Annotated in this window: 15 protein-coding genes; 11 read left to right on the top strand and 4 right to left on the bottom strand. The window is 29.8% G+C overall.

Annotated elements, in window-relative coordinates; all coding sequences use genetic code 11:
* Positions 1 to 192 precede the first annotated feature (192 nt).
* The 9 genes from OXH55_RS12530 (at position 193) to OXH55_RS12490 (ending at position 11,144) form a co-directional block, all read left to right on the top strand.
* A complete protein-coding gene (locus OXH55_RS12530) occupies positions 193 to 1,650 on the top strand; it encodes an aminotransferase class I/II-fold pyridoxal phosphate-dependent enzyme (protein ID WP_268050319.1) in 1,458 nt (485 codons plus the stop codon).
* A 27-nt stretch (positions 1,651 to 1,677) separates the two neighbouring features.
* On the top strand, positions 1,678 to 2,694 hold the full coding sequence (locus tag OXH55_RS12525; protein WP_268050318.1) for a ketoacyl-ACP synthase III: 1,017 nt from the start codon (positions 1,678 to 1,680) through the stop codon (positions 2,692 to 2,694).
* A 449-nt stretch (positions 2,695 to 3,143) separates the two neighbouring features.
* On the top strand, positions 3,144 to 3,407 hold the full coding sequence (locus OXH55_RS12520; protein ID WP_268050317.1) for an HPr family phosphocarrier protein: 264 nt from the start codon (positions 3,144 to 3,146) through the stop codon (positions 3,405 to 3,407).
* Positions 3,408 to 3,655: 248 nt separating this feature from the next.
* Complete coding sequence (locus OXH55_RS12515; protein ID WP_268050316.1) at positions 3,656 to 4,906, top strand: hypothetical protein; 1,251 nt, start codon at positions 3,656 to 3,658, stop codon at positions 4,904 to 4,906.
* Between the two features lie 509 nt (positions 4,907 to 5,415).
* Positions 5,416 to 5,910, top strand: a complete 495-nt coding sequence (gene nuoE / locus OXH55_RS12510) for an NADH-quinone oxidoreductase subunit NuoE (protein ID WP_268050315.1) — start codon at positions 5,416 to 5,418, stop codon at positions 5,908 to 5,910.
* A gap of 16 nt (positions 5,911 to 5,926) precedes the next feature.
* A complete protein-coding gene (locus OXH55_RS12505; protein WP_268050314.1) occupies positions 5,927 to 6,334 on the top strand; it encodes a (2Fe-2S) ferredoxin domain-containing protein in 408 nt (135 codons plus the stop codon).
* 14 nt (positions 6,335 to 6,348) lie between these two features.
* Positions 6,349 to 8,142: an NADH-quinone oxidoreductase subunit NuoF gene (locus tag OXH55_RS12500; protein WP_268050313.1), complete on the top strand. Its 1,794-nt coding sequence runs from the start codon at positions 6,349 to 6,351 to the stop codon at positions 8,140 to 8,142.
* 22 nt (positions 8,143 to 8,164) lie between these two features.
* On the top strand, positions 8,165 to 9,901 hold the full coding sequence (locus OXH55_RS12495; RefSeq protein ID WP_268050312.1) for an NADH-dependent [FeFe] hydrogenase, group A6: 1,737 nt from the start codon (positions 8,165 to 8,167) through the stop codon (positions 9,899 to 9,901).
* A 136-nt stretch (positions 9,902 to 10,037) separates the two neighbouring features.
* Complete coding sequence (locus tag OXH55_RS12490) at positions 10,038 to 11,144, top strand: HD-GYP domain-containing protein (protein ID WP_268050311.1); 1,107 nt, start codon at positions 10,038 to 10,040, stop codon at positions 11,142 to 11,144.
* A gap of 51 nt (positions 11,145 to 11,195) precedes the next feature.
* Here OXH55_RS12490 and OXH55_RS12485 read toward each other — a convergent pair whose 3' ends face one another.
* On the bottom strand, positions 11,196 to 11,438 hold the full coding sequence (locus tag OXH55_RS12485) for a hypothetical protein (protein ID WP_268050310.1): 243 nt from the start codon (positions 11,436 to 11,438) through the stop codon (positions 11,196 to 11,198).
* Positions 11,439 to 11,648: 210 nt separating this feature from the next.
* Between OXH55_RS12485 and OXH55_RS12480 the strand changes: the two genes are divergently transcribed.
* Positions 11,649 to 12,506 (top strand): DUF6414 family protein, encoded by an 858-nt coding sequence (locus tag OXH55_RS12480; RefSeq protein WP_268050309.1) that lies wholly within the window; start codon positions 11,649 to 11,651, stop codon positions 12,504 to 12,506.
* An 83-nt stretch (positions 12,507 to 12,589) separates the two neighbouring features.
* A complete protein-coding gene (locus OXH55_RS12475) occupies positions 12,590 to 13,207 on the top strand; it encodes a DUF4097 family beta strand repeat-containing protein (RefSeq protein WP_268050308.1) in 618 nt (205 codons plus the stop codon).
* A 121-nt stretch (positions 13,208 to 13,328) separates the two neighbouring features.
* Here OXH55_RS12475 and OXH55_RS12470 read toward each other — a convergent pair whose 3' ends face one another.
* The 3 genes from OXH55_RS12470 to OXH55_RS12460 are packed head-to-tail and all read right to left on the bottom strand — an operon-like array spanning position 13,329 to position 16,904.
* Positions 13,329 to 14,519 carry an FAD-binding protein gene (locus OXH55_RS12470; RefSeq protein ID WP_268050307.1) on the bottom strand — a complete coding sequence of 397 codons (1,191 nt, stop codon included), beginning with the start codon at positions 14,517 to 14,519 and terminating at the stop codon, positions 13,329 to 13,331.
* Between the two features lie 12 nt (positions 14,520 to 14,531).
* A complete protein-coding gene (locus OXH55_RS12465; RefSeq protein ID WP_268050306.1) occupies positions 14,532 to 15,326 on the bottom strand; it encodes an electron transfer flavoprotein subunit beta/FixA family protein in 795 nt (264 codons plus the stop codon).
* Between the two features lie 9 nt (positions 15,327 to 15,335).
* Positions 15,336 to 16,904, bottom strand: coding sequence for an FAD-binding oxidoreductase (locus OXH55_RS12460; RefSeq protein WP_268050305.1), 1,569 nt, complete (start codon positions 16,902 to 16,904; stop codon positions 15,336 to 15,338).
* Positions 16,905 to 17,253 lie beyond the last annotated feature (349 nt).

The raw sequence follows: 17,253 nt of genomic DNA, 5'->3' as shown, positions 1-17,253 counted from the left end.
TTTTTAGTGAGATTTATATAGAAAAACCATTCTTCACTATAAAACTACATTTTAAGAAATATAATACAAATAAAGACAAATATATATAAATATTGACTAAAATTTACAATGATGATATTCTAATTACAATGATGTTGATATGAGTAAAATTATAAAAGTAAATTACAAACAAAGACAATGGAGGGGAATGTTATGACAGAACAAAGCAAAACACCGCTTTTTGATGCAGTAAAAGAAGTACATAGCAAGCAAGTAGTGTTGTTTGGAATACCTGGACATAAATATGGAGTCGGTCTTCCAGAAATGTCAGAATATTATGGGAAAAGAGTTTTACAGTTAGATGTTCATGAAAACATAAAAAGTCTTGATAGATTTCCCAATCCTACAGGAATAATAAAAGAAGCACAAGATTTAGCAGCAAAAGCTTATAATGCTGATCGAGCCTTTTTTTTAATCAATGGTACTTCATCAGGAATTATGGCCATGATTATGAGTGTTTGTAAGGAAAATGACAAAATTATTTTAGCGAGAAATGTACATAAATCAGCAGTTGCTGGATTAATTTTAAGTGGTGCTATGCCTATTTATATTCAACCTGAAATTAATCAAGATTTAGGAATTGCTATGGGTATTACAGTAGAAGAAATAAAAAAAGCTATAAAAGAACATCCAGATGCAAAGGCAGTATTAATTAATAATCCAACATTTTATGGTGCAGCTTCAGATTTAAAAGAAATAGTAAAAATAGCACATGAAAATAATATTGCGGTCTTAGTCGATGAAGCTCATGGAGCACATTTGAATTTTCATGAAGAATTACCTACTTCTGCAATGGTTGCAGGAGCTGATATGTGTGCAAATAGTATGCATAAAACAGGAGGTTCTTTAACTCAAAGTTCAATATTGTTCTTAAAGGGCAATAGAATATCTTCACAAAAAGTACAAGCTACTCTTAATATGATGAATTCTACAAGTGCATCGTTTCTTCTTCTAGCAAGTTTAGATATAGCTAGAAAGCAGTTAGCAACAAAAGGAGAAGAAATACTTACTAATGCACTAGAATTAGCTAGATTTGCTAGAAAAGAGATAAATAAACTAGATGAATTATATGCTTATGGAGAAGAGTTAATTGGTACTCCAGGAGTAGTTGCACTTGATGAAACTAAACTAGGTATATGTGTTAAAGGATTAGGACTTACAGGTTTTGAAGTCCATGATCTTTTAATGAATGAATATAATATTCAAGTTATTATGGGAGATATGTACAATATTATGGTATATCTTGGAATAGGAAATATCAAGGAAGACATTATAGCTTTGATAGAGGCTTTTAAAGATATTATATTTAGATATAAAAAAGATGAAAAAATAAATGTTAATTTAACAGCTTTAAATAATCCTAAAGTAGCAATTACTCCAAGACAAGCCTATCAGAGTGAAAAATATTTATTAAAATTAGAAGAATGCGTAGGGTGTATTAGTGGAGAAACTATTATTCCGTATCCACCAGGAATACCTATAGTTACTACAGGGGAAATAATTACTGAAGAAATTATAGATTATTTAAAAGTGTTAAAAGCAAATAATAGTGTTCTACACGGTTGCTCAGATTCAAATTTAAATCATTTAAAAGTAGTAAAAAGTGAGTAAAGTTGAAGTTTAAAAGGAGTAATGAATATGGAAAACATAAATGTAAACGTAATAATAAAAGGGTGCAATATATATCATCCGGAGAGTGCATTTAATAACTCATATTTTATAGAACATTTCGAAAAATTAGGTTTGGAATGTGAAGGATTAATGAAAAAGTTAGGGCGTAAAAATCATTATTTGATAAATAATGATCATGAAAATGCTTTGACTATGGGTATAGAATCATCTAAAAAGGCATTAGAGTCAGCAGGAATTGCTCCTGAAGATTTAGATATGATAGTTTTTGTTTCTGAAACACCTGAATATACTTGCCCTACTACTGCTATGGTATTAAGGGAAAGAATAGGAGCTAAAAATGCTAATGTTGTATATGATATGAACTGTAATTGTCTTGGTATGCTAATGGGCGCGGATACTGTATCAAGATTTATGAAAACAAATAAGAGAGTGAAACATGCTTTAATAGTTGGTAGTATTTATTTAAGTTTTATAACTAAAAAGACAGATAATATAACTTATCCGCTATTTGGTGATGGAAGTGGAGCTGTTATTTTAGAAAGAGAAGAAAGTGATGAAATAAGAGGATTTATTGATTCTATTCATTATACTGATTCATCACTTAATGATAAAGTTAGATACCCTAAATGTGGTCACTCAAAAATACATAAGGCAGATGTGTCTGAAGAAGATAAGTTGTTTGAGTTTGTTCCACATGATGTAGACTTTTTTGCAAAAATATGGACAGGTAAGGTGAAACAATTATTAGAAGAAACTGATATAAGTATAAGCGAAATAGACCATTTCATATTCAGTCAGTTTGATAAAGAAGAAATTAAAGAAACCCTTGAAAACTTAGATGTAGAATTTTCAGAAGATAAATATACATTTGTATGTGAAAAATATGGATATACAGGTAATTCAAGTCCTTTCTTCGCTTTATATGAAGCTATGAAGACAGGAAAAATCAAAGAAGGTTCTAAAGTAATATTTTGTGGAGAAGCTATAGGATTTGAAATAATGACAGTATTATATCAATTTTAATAAAAAATATATAATGAATGCAGATAATTTTCAATATTATTTATAATGGTAAAGAAGTTATGGGAAGAGGCCTGTAGCTTCTTTTTTATTTTGGAGTGTCCAGTAAAGCTAGATCATACTTAATGGTAAAAGTTAAAATTAATTAGAAATTTATGAAAAATGGAGTATATTTTTTACTTAAAAATATAATAATATTTTTTGTGAAATGTAAAGAATATGTTAAAAGTGATAAATATTATATAAATTTAGAAATTATTATTGCAAATAATAATAAATATTTGGTAAAATACTAATTGTAACATAAAAAGAGTAACACAATAAAATAATGTGTTACATTATATGAGACTAACAATACAATATTATAATTAATAGAATAGATAAATACATATATAATCAATAAATATAGTTAAAAGTATAGTGGTAATTAAGATATATAGGAGGCAATAAAAATGATTCAAAATTATGTTAAAATTAATAATAAAACAGGTATTCATGCAATTCCAGCTACTATGATTACAAAAGTAGCTAGAGAATTTGAGGCAAGAATAAGTATGTTTAAAAGTACTGATTATTGTAATGCTTGTGTTTCAACTGATATATTAAGTATGAATTTAGTACATGGTGATGAACTGTTATTAGTAGCAGAAGGTTATGATGAATTACAAGCAATTGAAGAAATGAAGAAACTTATTGAAAGTGATTTTGGGATATAAGTATTAATAAGATTTAATTAGATATATAAATTTTAAATGTATAACTTTTAGTAAAGACCATGAAGTTAGAAATAATATTCTACCTTCATGGTCTTTCTATATATAAATTATTTATTTAATATCGAACTTTTAAATTTTTGCTTCGTATGTATATATGACGTCAATTAATAAAGACAAATTTAGTAATGATGAAGATTAGAATTCTAATTTTATTTGATAAAAAAATTAATTAAAAAAGGAGAAAGATTATGAGTAAAATTGCGTTAATGTTATTACTTACTATTACGGCACCATCTGCTACTTCAGGAGCAGTTAATATGTCTAATACAGTCACTAAAACTAAGGTGGAATCTAAAGTGGATAAAGAGCTTAGTAAACCATCTAATTCACAAAAAGATAAATTAGCACCTATAGAAATTGAAGGTAAAATTACCAACATTTCAGAGTCAAAAGGTGGAATTATGGCTCTTGTAAAAGGCAGTGGAGTTAATACTGAAGTTAAGCTTGTTATTGATAAGAAAACTGAAATAGTAAATCAAGAAGGAAAAAAATTAGATATAAAAGATTTAAAAGATGGTATTAAAGTTAAAGCTTATTATGGACCTGCTGCTACATTTAGTTTACCGCCAATAAGTACTGCAAAAAAGATAATTGTAATGCAGGAAGAAGAGTTTTGCACTACATTAGGTAAAATTTTAAATGTAAGTAATAATAAAAACAATATTTCGGTTCATGTAAAAGGTGATAAATCCTATAATGCAGGTTTAGATGAAATTATACTTAATATAAGTGAAAAAACAGAGATAGTAAATGAAATAGGTGAAAAGGTATCTTTAGAAGATTTAAAAGAAGGTGTGAAAGTTAAAGCTTTTTATGGCCCAGCAGTGACTTTAAGTATACCTGCAATGAGTACTGCAAAAAAGATAATTGTAATACAACACGAAGACCTTTGTGTTACATCAGGTGAAATTCTAAATGTAAGAGATAGTAAAAATAATATTGCAGTTCATGTGAAAGGTAAAAGATTAGATAATGTAGGTTTAGATGAAATTGTACTTAATGTAAGCGAAAAAACAGAGATAGTAAATCAAAAAGGAGAAAAATTATCTATAAAGGACTTAAAAGAGGGTACTAAAGTTAAAGGCTATTATGGACCAGCTGTTACTTGTAGTTTACCAGCAATGAGTAGTGCTAAAAAAATTATTATAGTACAAGAAGATAATTTAATGGGTACAGAAGGAAAGATTTTAGAAATAAAAGGCGGTAAAAACAGCAGTATGATTCATATAAAAGGTAAAAAGTTAGAAAAAGGCGGCATGGATGAAATAATTCTTCATGTAAAAAAGGATACAAAGATAGTAAATGAAGAAGGCAAAAAGCTAACTATAGAAGATTTGAAAAAAGGTACTGAAGTAAAAGCTTATTATGGACCAAAACTTACAAGAAGCTTACCAGCTCAAGGTTTTGCGGAAAAAGTTGTTGTAAGTGAAACAAAATAATAAATTTAATTTTATGGAGACTATTTGGAACTAAAATAGTCTCTTTTTTTATGGAAATTAATATTTATTATTAATCAGGCATAAATTTAAAATATTAAATTTATTTTATGTTTATAAGGGGTAAGAAAAAAATGCAAAAATCTTTCGACAAATACTAAAGAAAATAAAGAAAAGAAATACGATAAATGTAATTTATTTACAGAAAACATTAAAATACTGTAAGATTTTTCTTTAAAAAGATATAAAAAAATATTTATTGTTAGTTAATTATTAAACTATATCATAAAATTCATACTCAATAGGGTGTTTAAAGAAATCAAGTAAGTGAAAAATGAAAAAAATGGTTAGTTTTACTGTATAACTATGTTAAAATTACTACAATATTACATTTGGGGCAACTTTGTATTATAATTATTAAATAAGAATAAAGATAAAATTTTGAATTTTCAAAATCAAATTGGTTATCAGTATATTAATTAATAAATTATATTTGGGTAGGGGGTTTTAGTTTGAAAGAAAAGCAATGCTGTTGTGACTGCAATGAAAGAGATGAAAGATTAGAAAAAACTCAACAAATAATTGAAGAACACAAGGAGGTAAAAGGAGCATTAATACCTATATTACATCAAATTCAAGAGTTATATGGATATCTTCCAGAAGAAGCTCTTCATTTAGTTTCTAAGGAGTTGAAAATTTCAATGTCTGAGATTTATGGAGTGGCAACTTTTTATTCGTTGTTTACTCTAGAACCAAAAGGAAAGCATGTTATAAGAGTTTGTATGGGAACAGCTTGTTATGTAAAGGGATCACAGAGTATTGTTGAAAAGTTGAATTCAATATTGGGAATTGAAGTTGGAAAGACAACTAAAGACGGTAAATTTACATTAGAGGCTGCTAGATGTCTTGGAAGTTGTGGACTTGCTCCTGTAATGATGATAGATGATAGAGTTTATGGAAAAGTAACCCCAGATGATGTAATAAAAATATTAGAAGAATACAAGTAGAAGGGAGCTTGAGATTATGAAGAATCTTACCATAGAAGATATCGAAAAAATAAGAATTAAGAATTTAGGAAAAGTTAATCAGGAAAAGGACAGAAAAAATACAAGAATTGTTGTAGGTATGGGTACATGTGGAATAGCTGCTGGTGCGGCTCCAGTCTACGATGTTATTGAAGATGAGATTAAAAGATTAGGACTTGAAAATATTATTTTGGAGAAGACAGGCTGTATAGGAGCCTGTAGATTAGAGCCTATTGTAGAGGTTATAAAACCAGGAGAAGAAAAAGTTACATATGTTAAAGTAACACCTAATAAATCAAGAAAGATTGTGAGAGAGCATATAGTTGGGGGAAAAGCTGTAGAAGAATTTACTATACATCTTATTGAAAATAGAATCTTGAATGATTTTACAATTATTGATGATTGATTGGAGGGAAAACTATGGAGTTTTATAATTCACAGGTTCTTATATGTGGAGGCGAAGGATGTAAGTTATTAGATTCTAAAAAGATTATTAATTTATTCAAATTGGAATTAAAGCAGTATGGCTTAGATAAAGAAGTAGAAATTATAAAGGTTGCTTGTCTTGGATTTTGTAATTTAGGTCCTGTTATGGTTATTTATCCAGAAGGAACTATATATGCAAATGTAAAGCCAGCAGATGTTCATGAAATTGTGGAAGAACATTTCATAAATGGCAGAGCTGTGAAGAGGCTTGTATATGCATTAAAACCAGGAGACGGAAGAATAAGAAATTTAAATGATATAAATATGTTTAAAAAACAAGAAAGAATTGTTTTAAGAAATTGTGGAATTATTAATCCAGAAAATATAGATGAATATATAGCTATGGACGGATATAAGGCTTTAGGAAAAGTTCTGACAAAGATGTCACCTCAAGATGTTATTGATGTGATTAGTAAATCAGGACTAAGAGGAAGAGGGGGAGGAGGTTTCCCAACAGGTAAGAAATGGAGTTTTGCAGCGGCACAAAACAATGATGAGAAATATATAATTTGTAATGCTGATGAGGGAGATCCAGGTGCATTTATGGACCGTTCTGTTTTAGAAGGAGATCCTCATTCTATTCTTGAAGCAATGATAATTGGAGGATATGCTATAGGCGCTAATAAAGGATTTATATATGTAAGAGCTGAATATCCTTTAGCAGTTGAAAGACTGAAAATAGCTATAGATCAAGCGAAAGAATATGGATTGCTTGGAGATAATATTCTAGGAACAGGATTTAAATTTGATATAGAAATTAGACTTGGAGCAGGAGCTTTTGTTTGTGGAGAGGAAACAGCGTTAATTCAATCTATTGAAGGAAAGAGAGGAATGCCTATAACAAAACCACCATTTCCAGCAGTAAGTGGACTTTGGGGTAAACCAACAATAATCAATAATGTCGAAACCTTTGCAAATATATGTCCAATCATATTAAAGGGGGCAAAATGGTTTAGATCAATAGGAACAGAAAAAAGCCCAGGAACTAAGGTTTTTGCCCTTGGTGGTAAAATTAGAAATACAGGTCTTGTTGAAATACCAATGGGAACAACTCTAAGAGAAGTTATTTTTAACATAGGTGGTGGAATTCCAAATAATAAACAATTTAAAGCAGTTCAAACTGGAGGTCCATCAGGAGGCTGTATTCCAGCAAGATACATTAATATTCCAATTGAGTATGATACCTTAATTGAGCTTGGTTCAATGATGGGTTCAGGTGGAATGATTGTAATGGATGAAGATAATTGTATGGTTGATGTAGCAAGATTTTTCCTTGATTTTACTAAGGATGAGTCTTGTGGAAAATGCACCTCTTGCAGAATAGGAACTAAGAGATTACTTGAAATTCTCGAAAAGATAACAAGAGGAGAAGGTTCATTAGAAGATGTTGAAAAATTAGAAAAATTAGCAGTAGATATTAAAAATACTGCTTTATGTGGACTTGGACAGACAGCTCCCAATCCTATACTGTCTACTTTACGATATTTTAAAGATGAGTATATTTCTCATGTAGTTGATAATAAATGTCCAGCTAAAGCTTGTAAACCTCTTGTTAAATACCGTATTAAATCAGATGTTTGTAAAAGATGTGGTATGTGTGCGAAGAACTGCAGTGCTGGCGCTATAACTAGTAAAGTTGGAGAGCCATATGAGATAGATCAGAGTAAATGTATAAAGTGTGGTTCATGTATGCAAGTATGCTTGTTTAATGCAATAGTTAAAGAATAATTCTGTTTGAGAGGTGAGAAAAGTGGAAAAGGTTAATTTAACTATCGATGGAATAAAAGTAGAAATAGAAAAGGGTAAGAGTGTATTAGAAGCTGCAAGAAACATAGGAATTGAAATTCCTACTCTCTGCTTTTTAAAAGATATAAATGAAGTTTCAAGTTGTAGGGTTTGCTTAGTAGAGATTGGGACTAAACTTTTACCGTCATGTACAGTAATAGCAGAAGAAGGGATGGTTGTAAAAACTAATACTCCAAAAGTTAGGAGTGCTAGAAAATCAGTTGTGCAGTTACTTTTATCAAATCATAAAAGAGAATGTACAACTTGTTCTAGAAATAGAAACTGCGAACTTAGAAAGTTAGCAGAAGATTTAAATATAGGAGAATTAGAATATGATGGTGAAAGAATAGAATGTCCTATGGATATATCTTCAACTTCCCTTATAAGAGACCCAGAAAAATGTATTCTTTGTGAAAGATGTATAAGTATATGTAAGAGTGTACAATCTGTAAGTGCTATTAATTTTTCAGGAAGAGGATTTGATACAAAAGTAGCTCCTGCTTATGACAAGCCTTTAGGCGAAAGCATTTGTGTGAATTGTGGACAATGTGTTGTAGGATGTCCAACAGGAGCTTTAATTGAAAAAGAGAATATAGATGAGGTATGGGATGCAATAGCTAATCCTAATAAATACGTAATAGTTCAAGCAGCACCAGCTATAAGAGTTGCTTTAGGGGAGGAGTTTGGACTTCCAATGGGAACAAGAGTTACAGGAAAGATGGTAGCTGCTTTAAGAAGAATAGGATTTGATAGAGTATTTGATACAAATTTTGCAGCAGACCTTACAATTATGGAAGAGGGAACAGAATTATTAAGAAGACTTGAAAAGGGAGAAAATCTTCCGTTAATGACGTCTTGTTGTCCAGGCTGGGTTAAATTTGTTGAGCATAACTTTCATGATATGCTATCTAATCTATCAACTTGTAAGTCACCACATGAAATGGAAGGAGCGGTAATAAAAAAATATCTTGATAAAAAAGAAGAAGTTGACCCATCAAACATAGTTGTTGTATCAATTATGCCTTGCATAGGTAAGAAATTTGAAGAAACAAGAGAAGAATTATCTTATAATGGAATAAAAGATGTAGACTATGTTCTTACAACTAGAGAACTTGCAAAAATGATTAAGCAATCTTCTATTGATTTTATAAATCTTAAAGACGAAAAATTTGATAATCCTTTTGGAGTAGGTACAGGAGCTGGTGCTATTTTTGGAGCAACTGGTGGAGTTGCAGAAGCAGCACTTAGAACTATATTCGAAATTACATCAGGTAAAGAACTTGAAAATATAGAATTTAATACTGTTCGTGGAGGAGATGGAATAAAAGAAGCCGCAGTAACTCTTCCTAATGGCTGTATTATTAATACAGCAGTAATAAGTGGACTTTCTAATGCTAGAAAAGTATTAGAGCAGATTAAAAACGGTAAAAAGCAATATGATTTTATAGAAGTCATGGCTTGTCCGGGCGGATGTGTAACAGGTGGTGGACAGCCAATAGTAAATTCAAAAATTAGAGGGAAAATTGATGTGAGAGAAGAGAGAGCCAAAGCTATTTATGAGGAAGATAGAAATCTTTCAATTAGAAAATCTCATAAAAATCCTTATGTAGTTAAAATATATAAAGAATTTTTAGGAGAACCGAATAGTCATAAGGCTCATGAATTACTTCATACTGAATATATAAAAAGAAAGCTGTTTTAAGAAAGGTTTATGAAAATTAATGAAGGGAACTTGTAGAATTTATTAAATTGATTAATATAATAAAAGTATAAAAAGAACTAAGATTAATTCGATAATAAAAGTAGTTATGTAATTTATTAGTTTGTAGGGGGAAGTTATGAGGGCTATAAGTGTTGATAATGTAAAAGAAGGTGCAATCTTAGGAAAATCAATTTATTCTGATTCTGCTCGTTTACTTCTAAGTAAAGGTATTCAACTAGATAAAAAACTAATAGAAACATTGAAAAAGCATGAAATTATATATATATATATTGAAGATCATATATCAGAAGGAATAGAAATAAATGATGTAGTTGATGACGTTATTAGAATTAAAGCTATAAGCACAATGAAAAGAATTTTTGATATGGCGATGTATCAAAATAGAGGAAAAGAAAAACTAGATTGGATTCCTTTTAAATTACAAAAAGAAGTAGGAGATGCTATAGAAAATATTTTAAATAACATAAGTGAAAATGGAAATGTACTGTATAGTATGACCGAACTTATGGGAACTGATATGTACACATATAAGCATAGTGTAAATGTAGCCATTTTATCAATTCTTACCGCTAAATCTTTAGGAATTAAAAAAGAACAAATTAAGTATATAGCTATGGGTGGACTGTTGCATGACATAGGTAAAATAAAAATTCCACCAGATATATTAAATAAAAGCGAAGAGTTGACTGAAGAAGAAATTAATATTATAAATAAGCATCCAAAAGATGGTTATGAAATGGTTAAACAAGATATATCTCTATCTTATATCACAAAGGATATAATTTATTCTCATCATGAACTTTTAGATGGCAGTGGATATCCAAGAGGTTTAAAGGATGATGAAATATCTCTTTATTCAAAGATTATAACTATATGTGATAAGTTTGACTCCATGACCTCTGATAAAATTAATAGAGCTAAAATACCTATATACAAAGCCTTGGAAATATTGACAGCTCAATGCCATGAGAAAATAGATAAAGATGTTTATAGCAAATTTGTAGAGAATATAGCTGTATATCCAATAGGAACAGGGGTGCTTTTAGAGGATGGTAGAAAAGGAATAGTTATGGATATTCATAGATCTTGTCCAGATAGACCTATAATAAAGATAGTTGAAGATGAGCATTGTAATGAGTATTATGAGATAGACTTGATGAAAAAGCTTACTGTATTTATCAAAGATACTATCGATTTAGAAGAAATTAAAATAAATTTTTAGAGCGTGAAGTATATTTATAACTTCACGCTTTTTTCTATTCCCAATTTTCTACTAACAACAAACTTTTTCATATTTTGCAAAAGTATGAACTATTTGTCCTGAACTCTGAAGTGTTTCTGTGTTTATAAGGTCATAGCCATTTTCAAGAAGCATTTCTATAGCATCTGCACAACTTGTTCCTACTGGAATTTTAGGAGTGCTAGAGGCAGAAACTGTAATCTGATTTTCACGGCAGAATCCACAGTCAACTTTACATGCTATAATTACAACATCAACATCATTACATGGTTTCACTGGTTTAACCTCCTTTAACATTTGAATTTTAAAAGCCTAAGCTAATCAAGCCTTAATTTAATTTCAAAAGGAAGGTTTAGGGGTAATAGAAATATAATTTTGCGGCTTGTACAATATATATATATGATAAATGAGGTCGTAATGTTCTAATTTTAGAAAGAAAATTATAGAATAAAATAGTAAGCTATTTTATAAGGAGAGAAAACCAAAATGGCTAATAACGGAGCAATTATACCTTTATATTTAAATAATGACTTGATAAATAATCTCTATACTATAATTATACAGGAGTTTACTGAGGTTAACACAATAACTACAAAGAGTCAGCAGACGGTTAAGATTACCACTCCCTTAAGTAATGTTACCTGTGGTCAGTACATTCAAGGAAACTTTACAGTTGAACTGCTTAATGAGTTTTCAAAACAGAGATCGGAAATTTCAAAAAATATAGTGGTTTTGTTGGATCTAAGAAAGTTGTTATTTGAGTATAATCTGCTAAAAAATATAAAGGATAAGCAAACACTTGATAATATACAAGAAAATGATTTTATAGAATTTACGAGTAAGTTAAACAAGAGTCCAGTAATTCAACAGGTAGAAGATATTATTAATGCTATGGAAATGGAGCTTACTTTTAATCCTTATAATAAGAAAACGAGCGATAACAATGATGATGAGGAAAAAAAAGCAGTTTTAAAAGGATTGAAGGAAAAAATGGAAGAATATAAAAGTTCAAAATGTTTTAGATTTGTTGCAGAAGATATTTGTAATACAAATACAAAGATTTTAGTTCCTACAGAATTAAAATTTATGGAAGACCATGTTGATTATATAAAAAATGCAAAAGTTTCTGTTCTTGGAAAAGTAGTTAAGATTGAAAATGAAGCACAGAGCAGAAATAAGCACATATTAAGTGGAAGTTGTTTTGATTGTTTAGATGAAGGTTATTTTAAGAATTTTAAAAATCGTTTTTTGAAAAATAATTCGTTGCTAAGAGAGTATAGCACAAATATGACTAATATAAATTCTAGGATGATAGAAATACTACCAATTGCAATGTATGTTTAAAAATTTTTTTAGGTGGAAATCAATATTCCTTTATGCTAGTATATATATGGCGATAACAATAAAATCAAAAGGAGAAGAAGTTGATGAACATTAAGAAGATTGCAGCAGGATTATTGGGAATTACATTAGTGGCACTAACATTAGGTGGATGCAGTTCGACAAAAAAAGTTTCAGGACAAGAAACTCAGCTTTTTGAAACTAAAAATGAAGTTGTAGAAAAATCTAAGGAAATAATTATAGACAACTCAAGCGTGAAAGTAAATATAGTTGCTAATCAAAGAAAAAAGAATGATATTGAAGCTTATTTACATGGAAAAATGCTTTTAGAAGAAGGTGCGGTACAACCTAAATTAAATATTTCTACTGAAGGAGATAAAGTAATACTTAAGGTTGAAAAAGACAGCAAGTTGGATGCAGCTATAAAGGAATCTTCTTTAGTAGTGGATATATATGTTCCAGATACTTATAAAGAAACTGTTTCAGTAAAATCTACATCGGGAAATGTAATTATGAGTTTACCAGAAACAGTAGAATTTACTTTGAATGCTAAGACTGCTTCTGGAGAAATAAAGAATACTTTACCTATTACTGTAGAAGGAGAACAAACAAAAACAGAATTAAAAGGGAAAGTTAAGAGCGGAGCTACAAAAATTAATATAGAAGTGGCAGAAGGTAATATAGAACTTAATCAAAGCAAATAATTTAAAAGGATCATTAAATCAGAGGGGGGCTGGTTTAATGGTTTTTTTATATAGAAATTATAAATATATTAATAAAAAATAAGGGCTAGAATGATTATATTTAATGATTCTAGCCCTTGTTTTAAGCTGATTTTTCTTTGAATTTATTAATTAAAATTGGAAGAATTTTTTCTATATCTCCAACGATTCCAAAGTTAGCTATTTTAAAAATAGGAGCATCAGGATCTTTATTTATAGCAATTATAACATCAGAAGATGAGATTCCAGCTGTGTGTTGAATAGCTCCTGAAATTCCACAAGCAAAATAAAATTTAGGAGAAACTGTTTTACCAGTCTGTCCAACTTGATGACTATAATCAATCCATCCTTCATCAACTACTGCACGAGAAGCTCCGATTTTAGCGTGAAGAACTTCTGCTAACTCTTCTATAAGTTTCATATTTTTAGAGTCTCCTATTCCTCTACCAGCAGCAACAATTATTTCTGCTTCTTCAAGGTTTAAATCTTCACTAGGAAAAGTACATACATCTAAAATTTTAACTCTAGTACAACAAGGAATATTAACAGATGGTTTTATTACTTCACCTTTTCTAGAATAATCTGGTTCCATAGCTTTCATAACTTTAGGGCGTACCGTTGCCATTTGAGGTCTATGGTTAGGACATACGATTGTAGCCATTAAATTTCCGCCAAAAGCTGGGCGTGTTTGAAGAAGAATTTTCTTTTCAGAGTCTATTTCAAGGATAGTACAGTCTGCAGTAAGACCAGTATTGAGTCTTGAAGCTATTCTTGGTGCAAGGGAACGTCCGTAAGATGTAGCACCAAATAAAAATATATCAGGGTTATAGTTATTTATAAGTTCTGATAGTATATCAGAATAACTTTCATCATTATATTTTGACAGAGAAGCATCATCGATGCTGTACACGTAATCAGCACCGTAAGCTATAAGCTCTTTTTCTGCCTCATCTAGGTTTTCACCAAGTAAAACTGCAGAAACATCTGTTTTCAAGTCACTTGCAAGTTTTCTAGCTTCACCTAATAATTCTAGTACAACTTTTTCTATATTACCATTTTTCTGTTCTGCAAACACCCAAACTCCTTTATACTTAGAAGTATCCACTTTTTTAACTTCTTCCTTTTTTAACTCTATTGCATTGAGATTACATTTGCTTACACAAGAACCACATAGAGTACAGTTTTCTAAAATCACAGCTTTTTTATTTTCTATTTTTATTGCACCGAAAGGACATGCGGAAACACAAAGTCCACAGCCTACACATTTATCAATTAATATATTTATACTACTCATAAATATACCTCCTTACTCATCTACAGAAAATCCTAGAGATAAAAGGCTATCTACTAGACTTTCAGATTGTTCTTCAGGTGTTCCTTCTATAATTTGGCTATCAATGTTATATTCAGGTATAAAAGTTTTAACCACTTGAGTTGGTGAACCATTTAAACCTGTTAAGCTTTTATCTGCATTTACATCATTAACAGACCATAAGGTTACCTCACTTTTTCTAGCTTCTTTCAAGCTTTTAATAGATGGGAGGCGGGGTACATTTATATCTTCTGCAACAGTAATAAGAGCTGGAAGAGATACCTCAATAGTTTCATACCCATCAGAAGTTAGTCGTATGCAGCGAATAAGCTTTTTATCTAATACATCTATTTTAGTTACATAAGTAATATGAGGGATGTCTAGTTTTTCTGCAAGACTTGGACCTACCTGAGCAGTATCTCCATCAGTAGCTTGTTTACCACAAATTATAAGATGATAATTTTTAATTTTCTTAATGCCAGTAGAAAGAGTATAAGCAGTAGCAAGAGAGTCTGCACCAGCAAAGGCTCTATCACTTAGAAGAAAAGCCTCGTCTACTCCTAAAGCCATAGCTTCTTTTAATAAATCAGCAGTTTTAGGTATTCCCATACTTAATGCTGTAACTTTTCCACCGAATTTATCTTTTATTTTAAGAGCTTCTTCAATAGCATAAGTATCAAAAGGATTAATAATTGATTCTATACCTTCTCTAATAATGGTATTGGTTTCTTTGTTCATTTTTACTTCATTAGTTCCTGGAACTTGTTTAACACATACTATTATATTCATTTTCTTCACCTACTCCTCAAAAAGGTTTCCACTGTTTAGTCTATTTTCAGGATCAAACAGCTTTTTTAAAGATTTCATTTCTTGTATACCTTTTTCACTCATCATTTTCTTTAGCAAAGCTGTTTTTAATTTACCAATACCGTGTTCAGCAGAAACCGTTCCACCCATTTTTACAATTTTTTCTGCCCAATTGTTATATAATTGTTTTCCTGTATTATAATCATCCATGTTATTAGGAAGAATATTAACATGAATATGATTATTACCTATATGACCAAACATTACAGAGTCAAGATTATATTGTGCTAAGGATTTATTATATAAATCCATAACTTCTTCAAGGCTTGAGTCAGGAACTGCCATATCCGTTCCAAGCTTTGTAACACCAGGATTTGTTTTACGACGCTTATCAATAAGAAGATTTACTGCTTCAGGAACAGCATGTCTAAAAAAATGAAGCTGCTCTTTGGCGTGAGGATTAGTAGCTACCCAAGTATTATTTTCATCTCCACCACAGTTTTCTATTATTTCTCCAGCCTTCATTACCATAGTATTAACTAAATCTTCACTATCTCCATGATATTCAACATAAATGGCTGTATGAAAATGTGAAGGTAAATCTAAAAGTTTATTGAAAGCAGGATTTATTTCTTTTTCTTTTCTTAATAGATCTAATGCTTTAGAGTTAAAAAATTCAACAGCAGCTGGTGATGATTTTTTTCTAATTTCTTGGACAAATTTTAATGCATTTTCTTCGGATGGAAAAAATGCAGTTAATCCATAAATTGAAGCAGGGGCTTTTAAAAGCTTTAATTCAATTTCTGTTACAACTCCAAGAGTTCCTTCTGACCCAATGAATAGGTCTATTAAATCCATATTTTCTATTGAATAATAGCCAGAAGCATTTTTAACTTTAGGCATATCATATCTTGGTATATTACCTTCTATAAGTCTTTTAGATTTTGTTTTTAGAGAAAAGTGTTCACTAGAAGCTTTTTCTTGTCCTCTTTTTAGTGAAATTACATCTCCATCTACTAAAACTATACGTAAAGCTTCTATATGGTTTCTTGTAGGACCATATTTAAATGAACAAGCTCCAGAAGCGTTGCAAGCAACCATACCACCTATAGAAGCTGTAGATTCAGTAGGGTCTGGTGAGAAAAAATAGGGAGCTGATTTTTTTAATAATTCTAGGGAAGAAATAGATTCTTCTGTCCAATTTTCTGTATTAAATTCTTTATCTTTTAAGGATTTCCTTATTTCTGATAATAAAACTCCAGGTTGAACTTTAAGAAAGAAAGTTTGAGTTTTATCATCATATCGAAGCCCAGTTATTTTATTCATCCTACTTAAATTTAATATATGTCCACCTTGAGGAACTGCACTAGCAGCAATACCGGTACGAGCACCTTGAGTGGTTATTAAAGTCTCAATTTGGTTTAGGTTTACTAAAATATCTATAACTTCTTTTTCATTTTTAGGGAAAGAAATAGATTCAGCTTTACCAATTTTACGAGACTCATCTCTAAGATAGTCTTGATGTTCTTTTTCAATTTTTCTTATAAGACTATTTTGCATTTTCACGTATCCCCCTTTTAAATTGTATTATTTCTTCAAATTCAGAATGAATAGTTTTTGCAAGAAAATAAAAATAATTAATCACAATTAATTATTTTTAGAAATACAAAACTATAAAAACATGCAATTACCCCAATGGAATATATAAAAATAATAGAAAATATTTTATATATTGAAATTAAGTATAACTTAAATTTCATATTTTTAAAAGAAAAATCTATTTGTGTATTGTTTTTTCTCACTTTAAATATAAGTTTGCGTTACAGTAATTATAACTATAATGTATGTGATAATATTCGATTTATTGACAAGCTATAATAAAATAGTATTATATATTTGTAAAATGGAA

The organism is Clostridium ganghwense (genome assembly GCF_026735165.1).
Lineage (GTDB): Bacteria > Bacillota > Clostridia > Clostridiales > Clostridiaceae > Clostridium_H > Clostridium_H ganghwense.
This window is presented reverse-complemented; position numbering and strand designations above follow the sequence as displayed.

Excerpts from the sequence above, each read along its gene's own strand:
- OXH55_RS12500 (WP_268050313.1), top strand. The coding sequence starts at position 6,349 with ATGGAGTTTTATAATTCACAGGTTCTTATATGTGGAGGCGAAGGATGT.
- OXH55_RS12530 (WP_268050319.1), top strand. The coding sequence starts at position 193 with ATGACAGAACAAAGCAAAACACCGCTTTTTGATGCAGTAAAAGAAGTA.
- OXH55_RS12520 (WP_268050317.1), top strand. The coding sequence starts at position 3,144 with ATGATTCAAAATTATGTTAAAATTAATAATAAAACAGGTATTCATGCA.
- OXH55_RS12505 (WP_268050314.1), top strand. The coding sequence starts at position 5,927 with ATGAAGAATCTTACCATAGAAGATATCGAAAAAATAAGAATTAAGAAT.
- OXH55_RS12470 (WP_268050307.1), bottom strand. The coding sequence starts at position 14,519 with ATGAGTAGTATAAATATATTAATTGATAAATGTGTAGGCTGTGGACTT.
- OXH55_RS12465 (WP_268050306.1), bottom strand. The coding sequence starts at position 15,326 with ATGAATATAATAGTATGTGTTAAACAAGTTCCAGGAACTAATGAAGTA.
- OXH55_RS12460 (WP_268050305.1), bottom strand. The coding sequence starts at position 16,904 with ATGCAAAATAGTCTTATAAGAAAAATTGAAAAAGAACATCAAGACTAT.
- OXH55_RS12490 (WP_268050311.1), top strand. The coding sequence starts at position 10,038 with ATGAGGGCTATAAGTGTTGATAATGTAAAAGAAGGTGCAATCTTAGGA.
- OXH55_RS12515 (WP_268050316.1), top strand. The coding sequence starts at position 3,656 with ATGAGTAAAATTGCGTTAATGTTATTACTTACTATTACGGCACCATCT.
- OXH55_RS12480 (WP_268050309.1), top strand. The coding sequence starts at position 11,649 with ATGGCTAATAACGGAGCAATTATACCTTTATATTTAAATAATGACTTG.
- OXH55_RS12525 (WP_268050318.1), top strand. The coding sequence starts at position 1,678 with ATGGAAAACATAAATGTAAACGTAATAATAAAAGGGTGCAATATATAT.
- OXH55_RS12475 (WP_268050308.1), top strand. The coding sequence starts at position 12,590 with ATGAACATTAAGAAGATTGCAGCAGGATTATTGGGAATTACATTAGTG.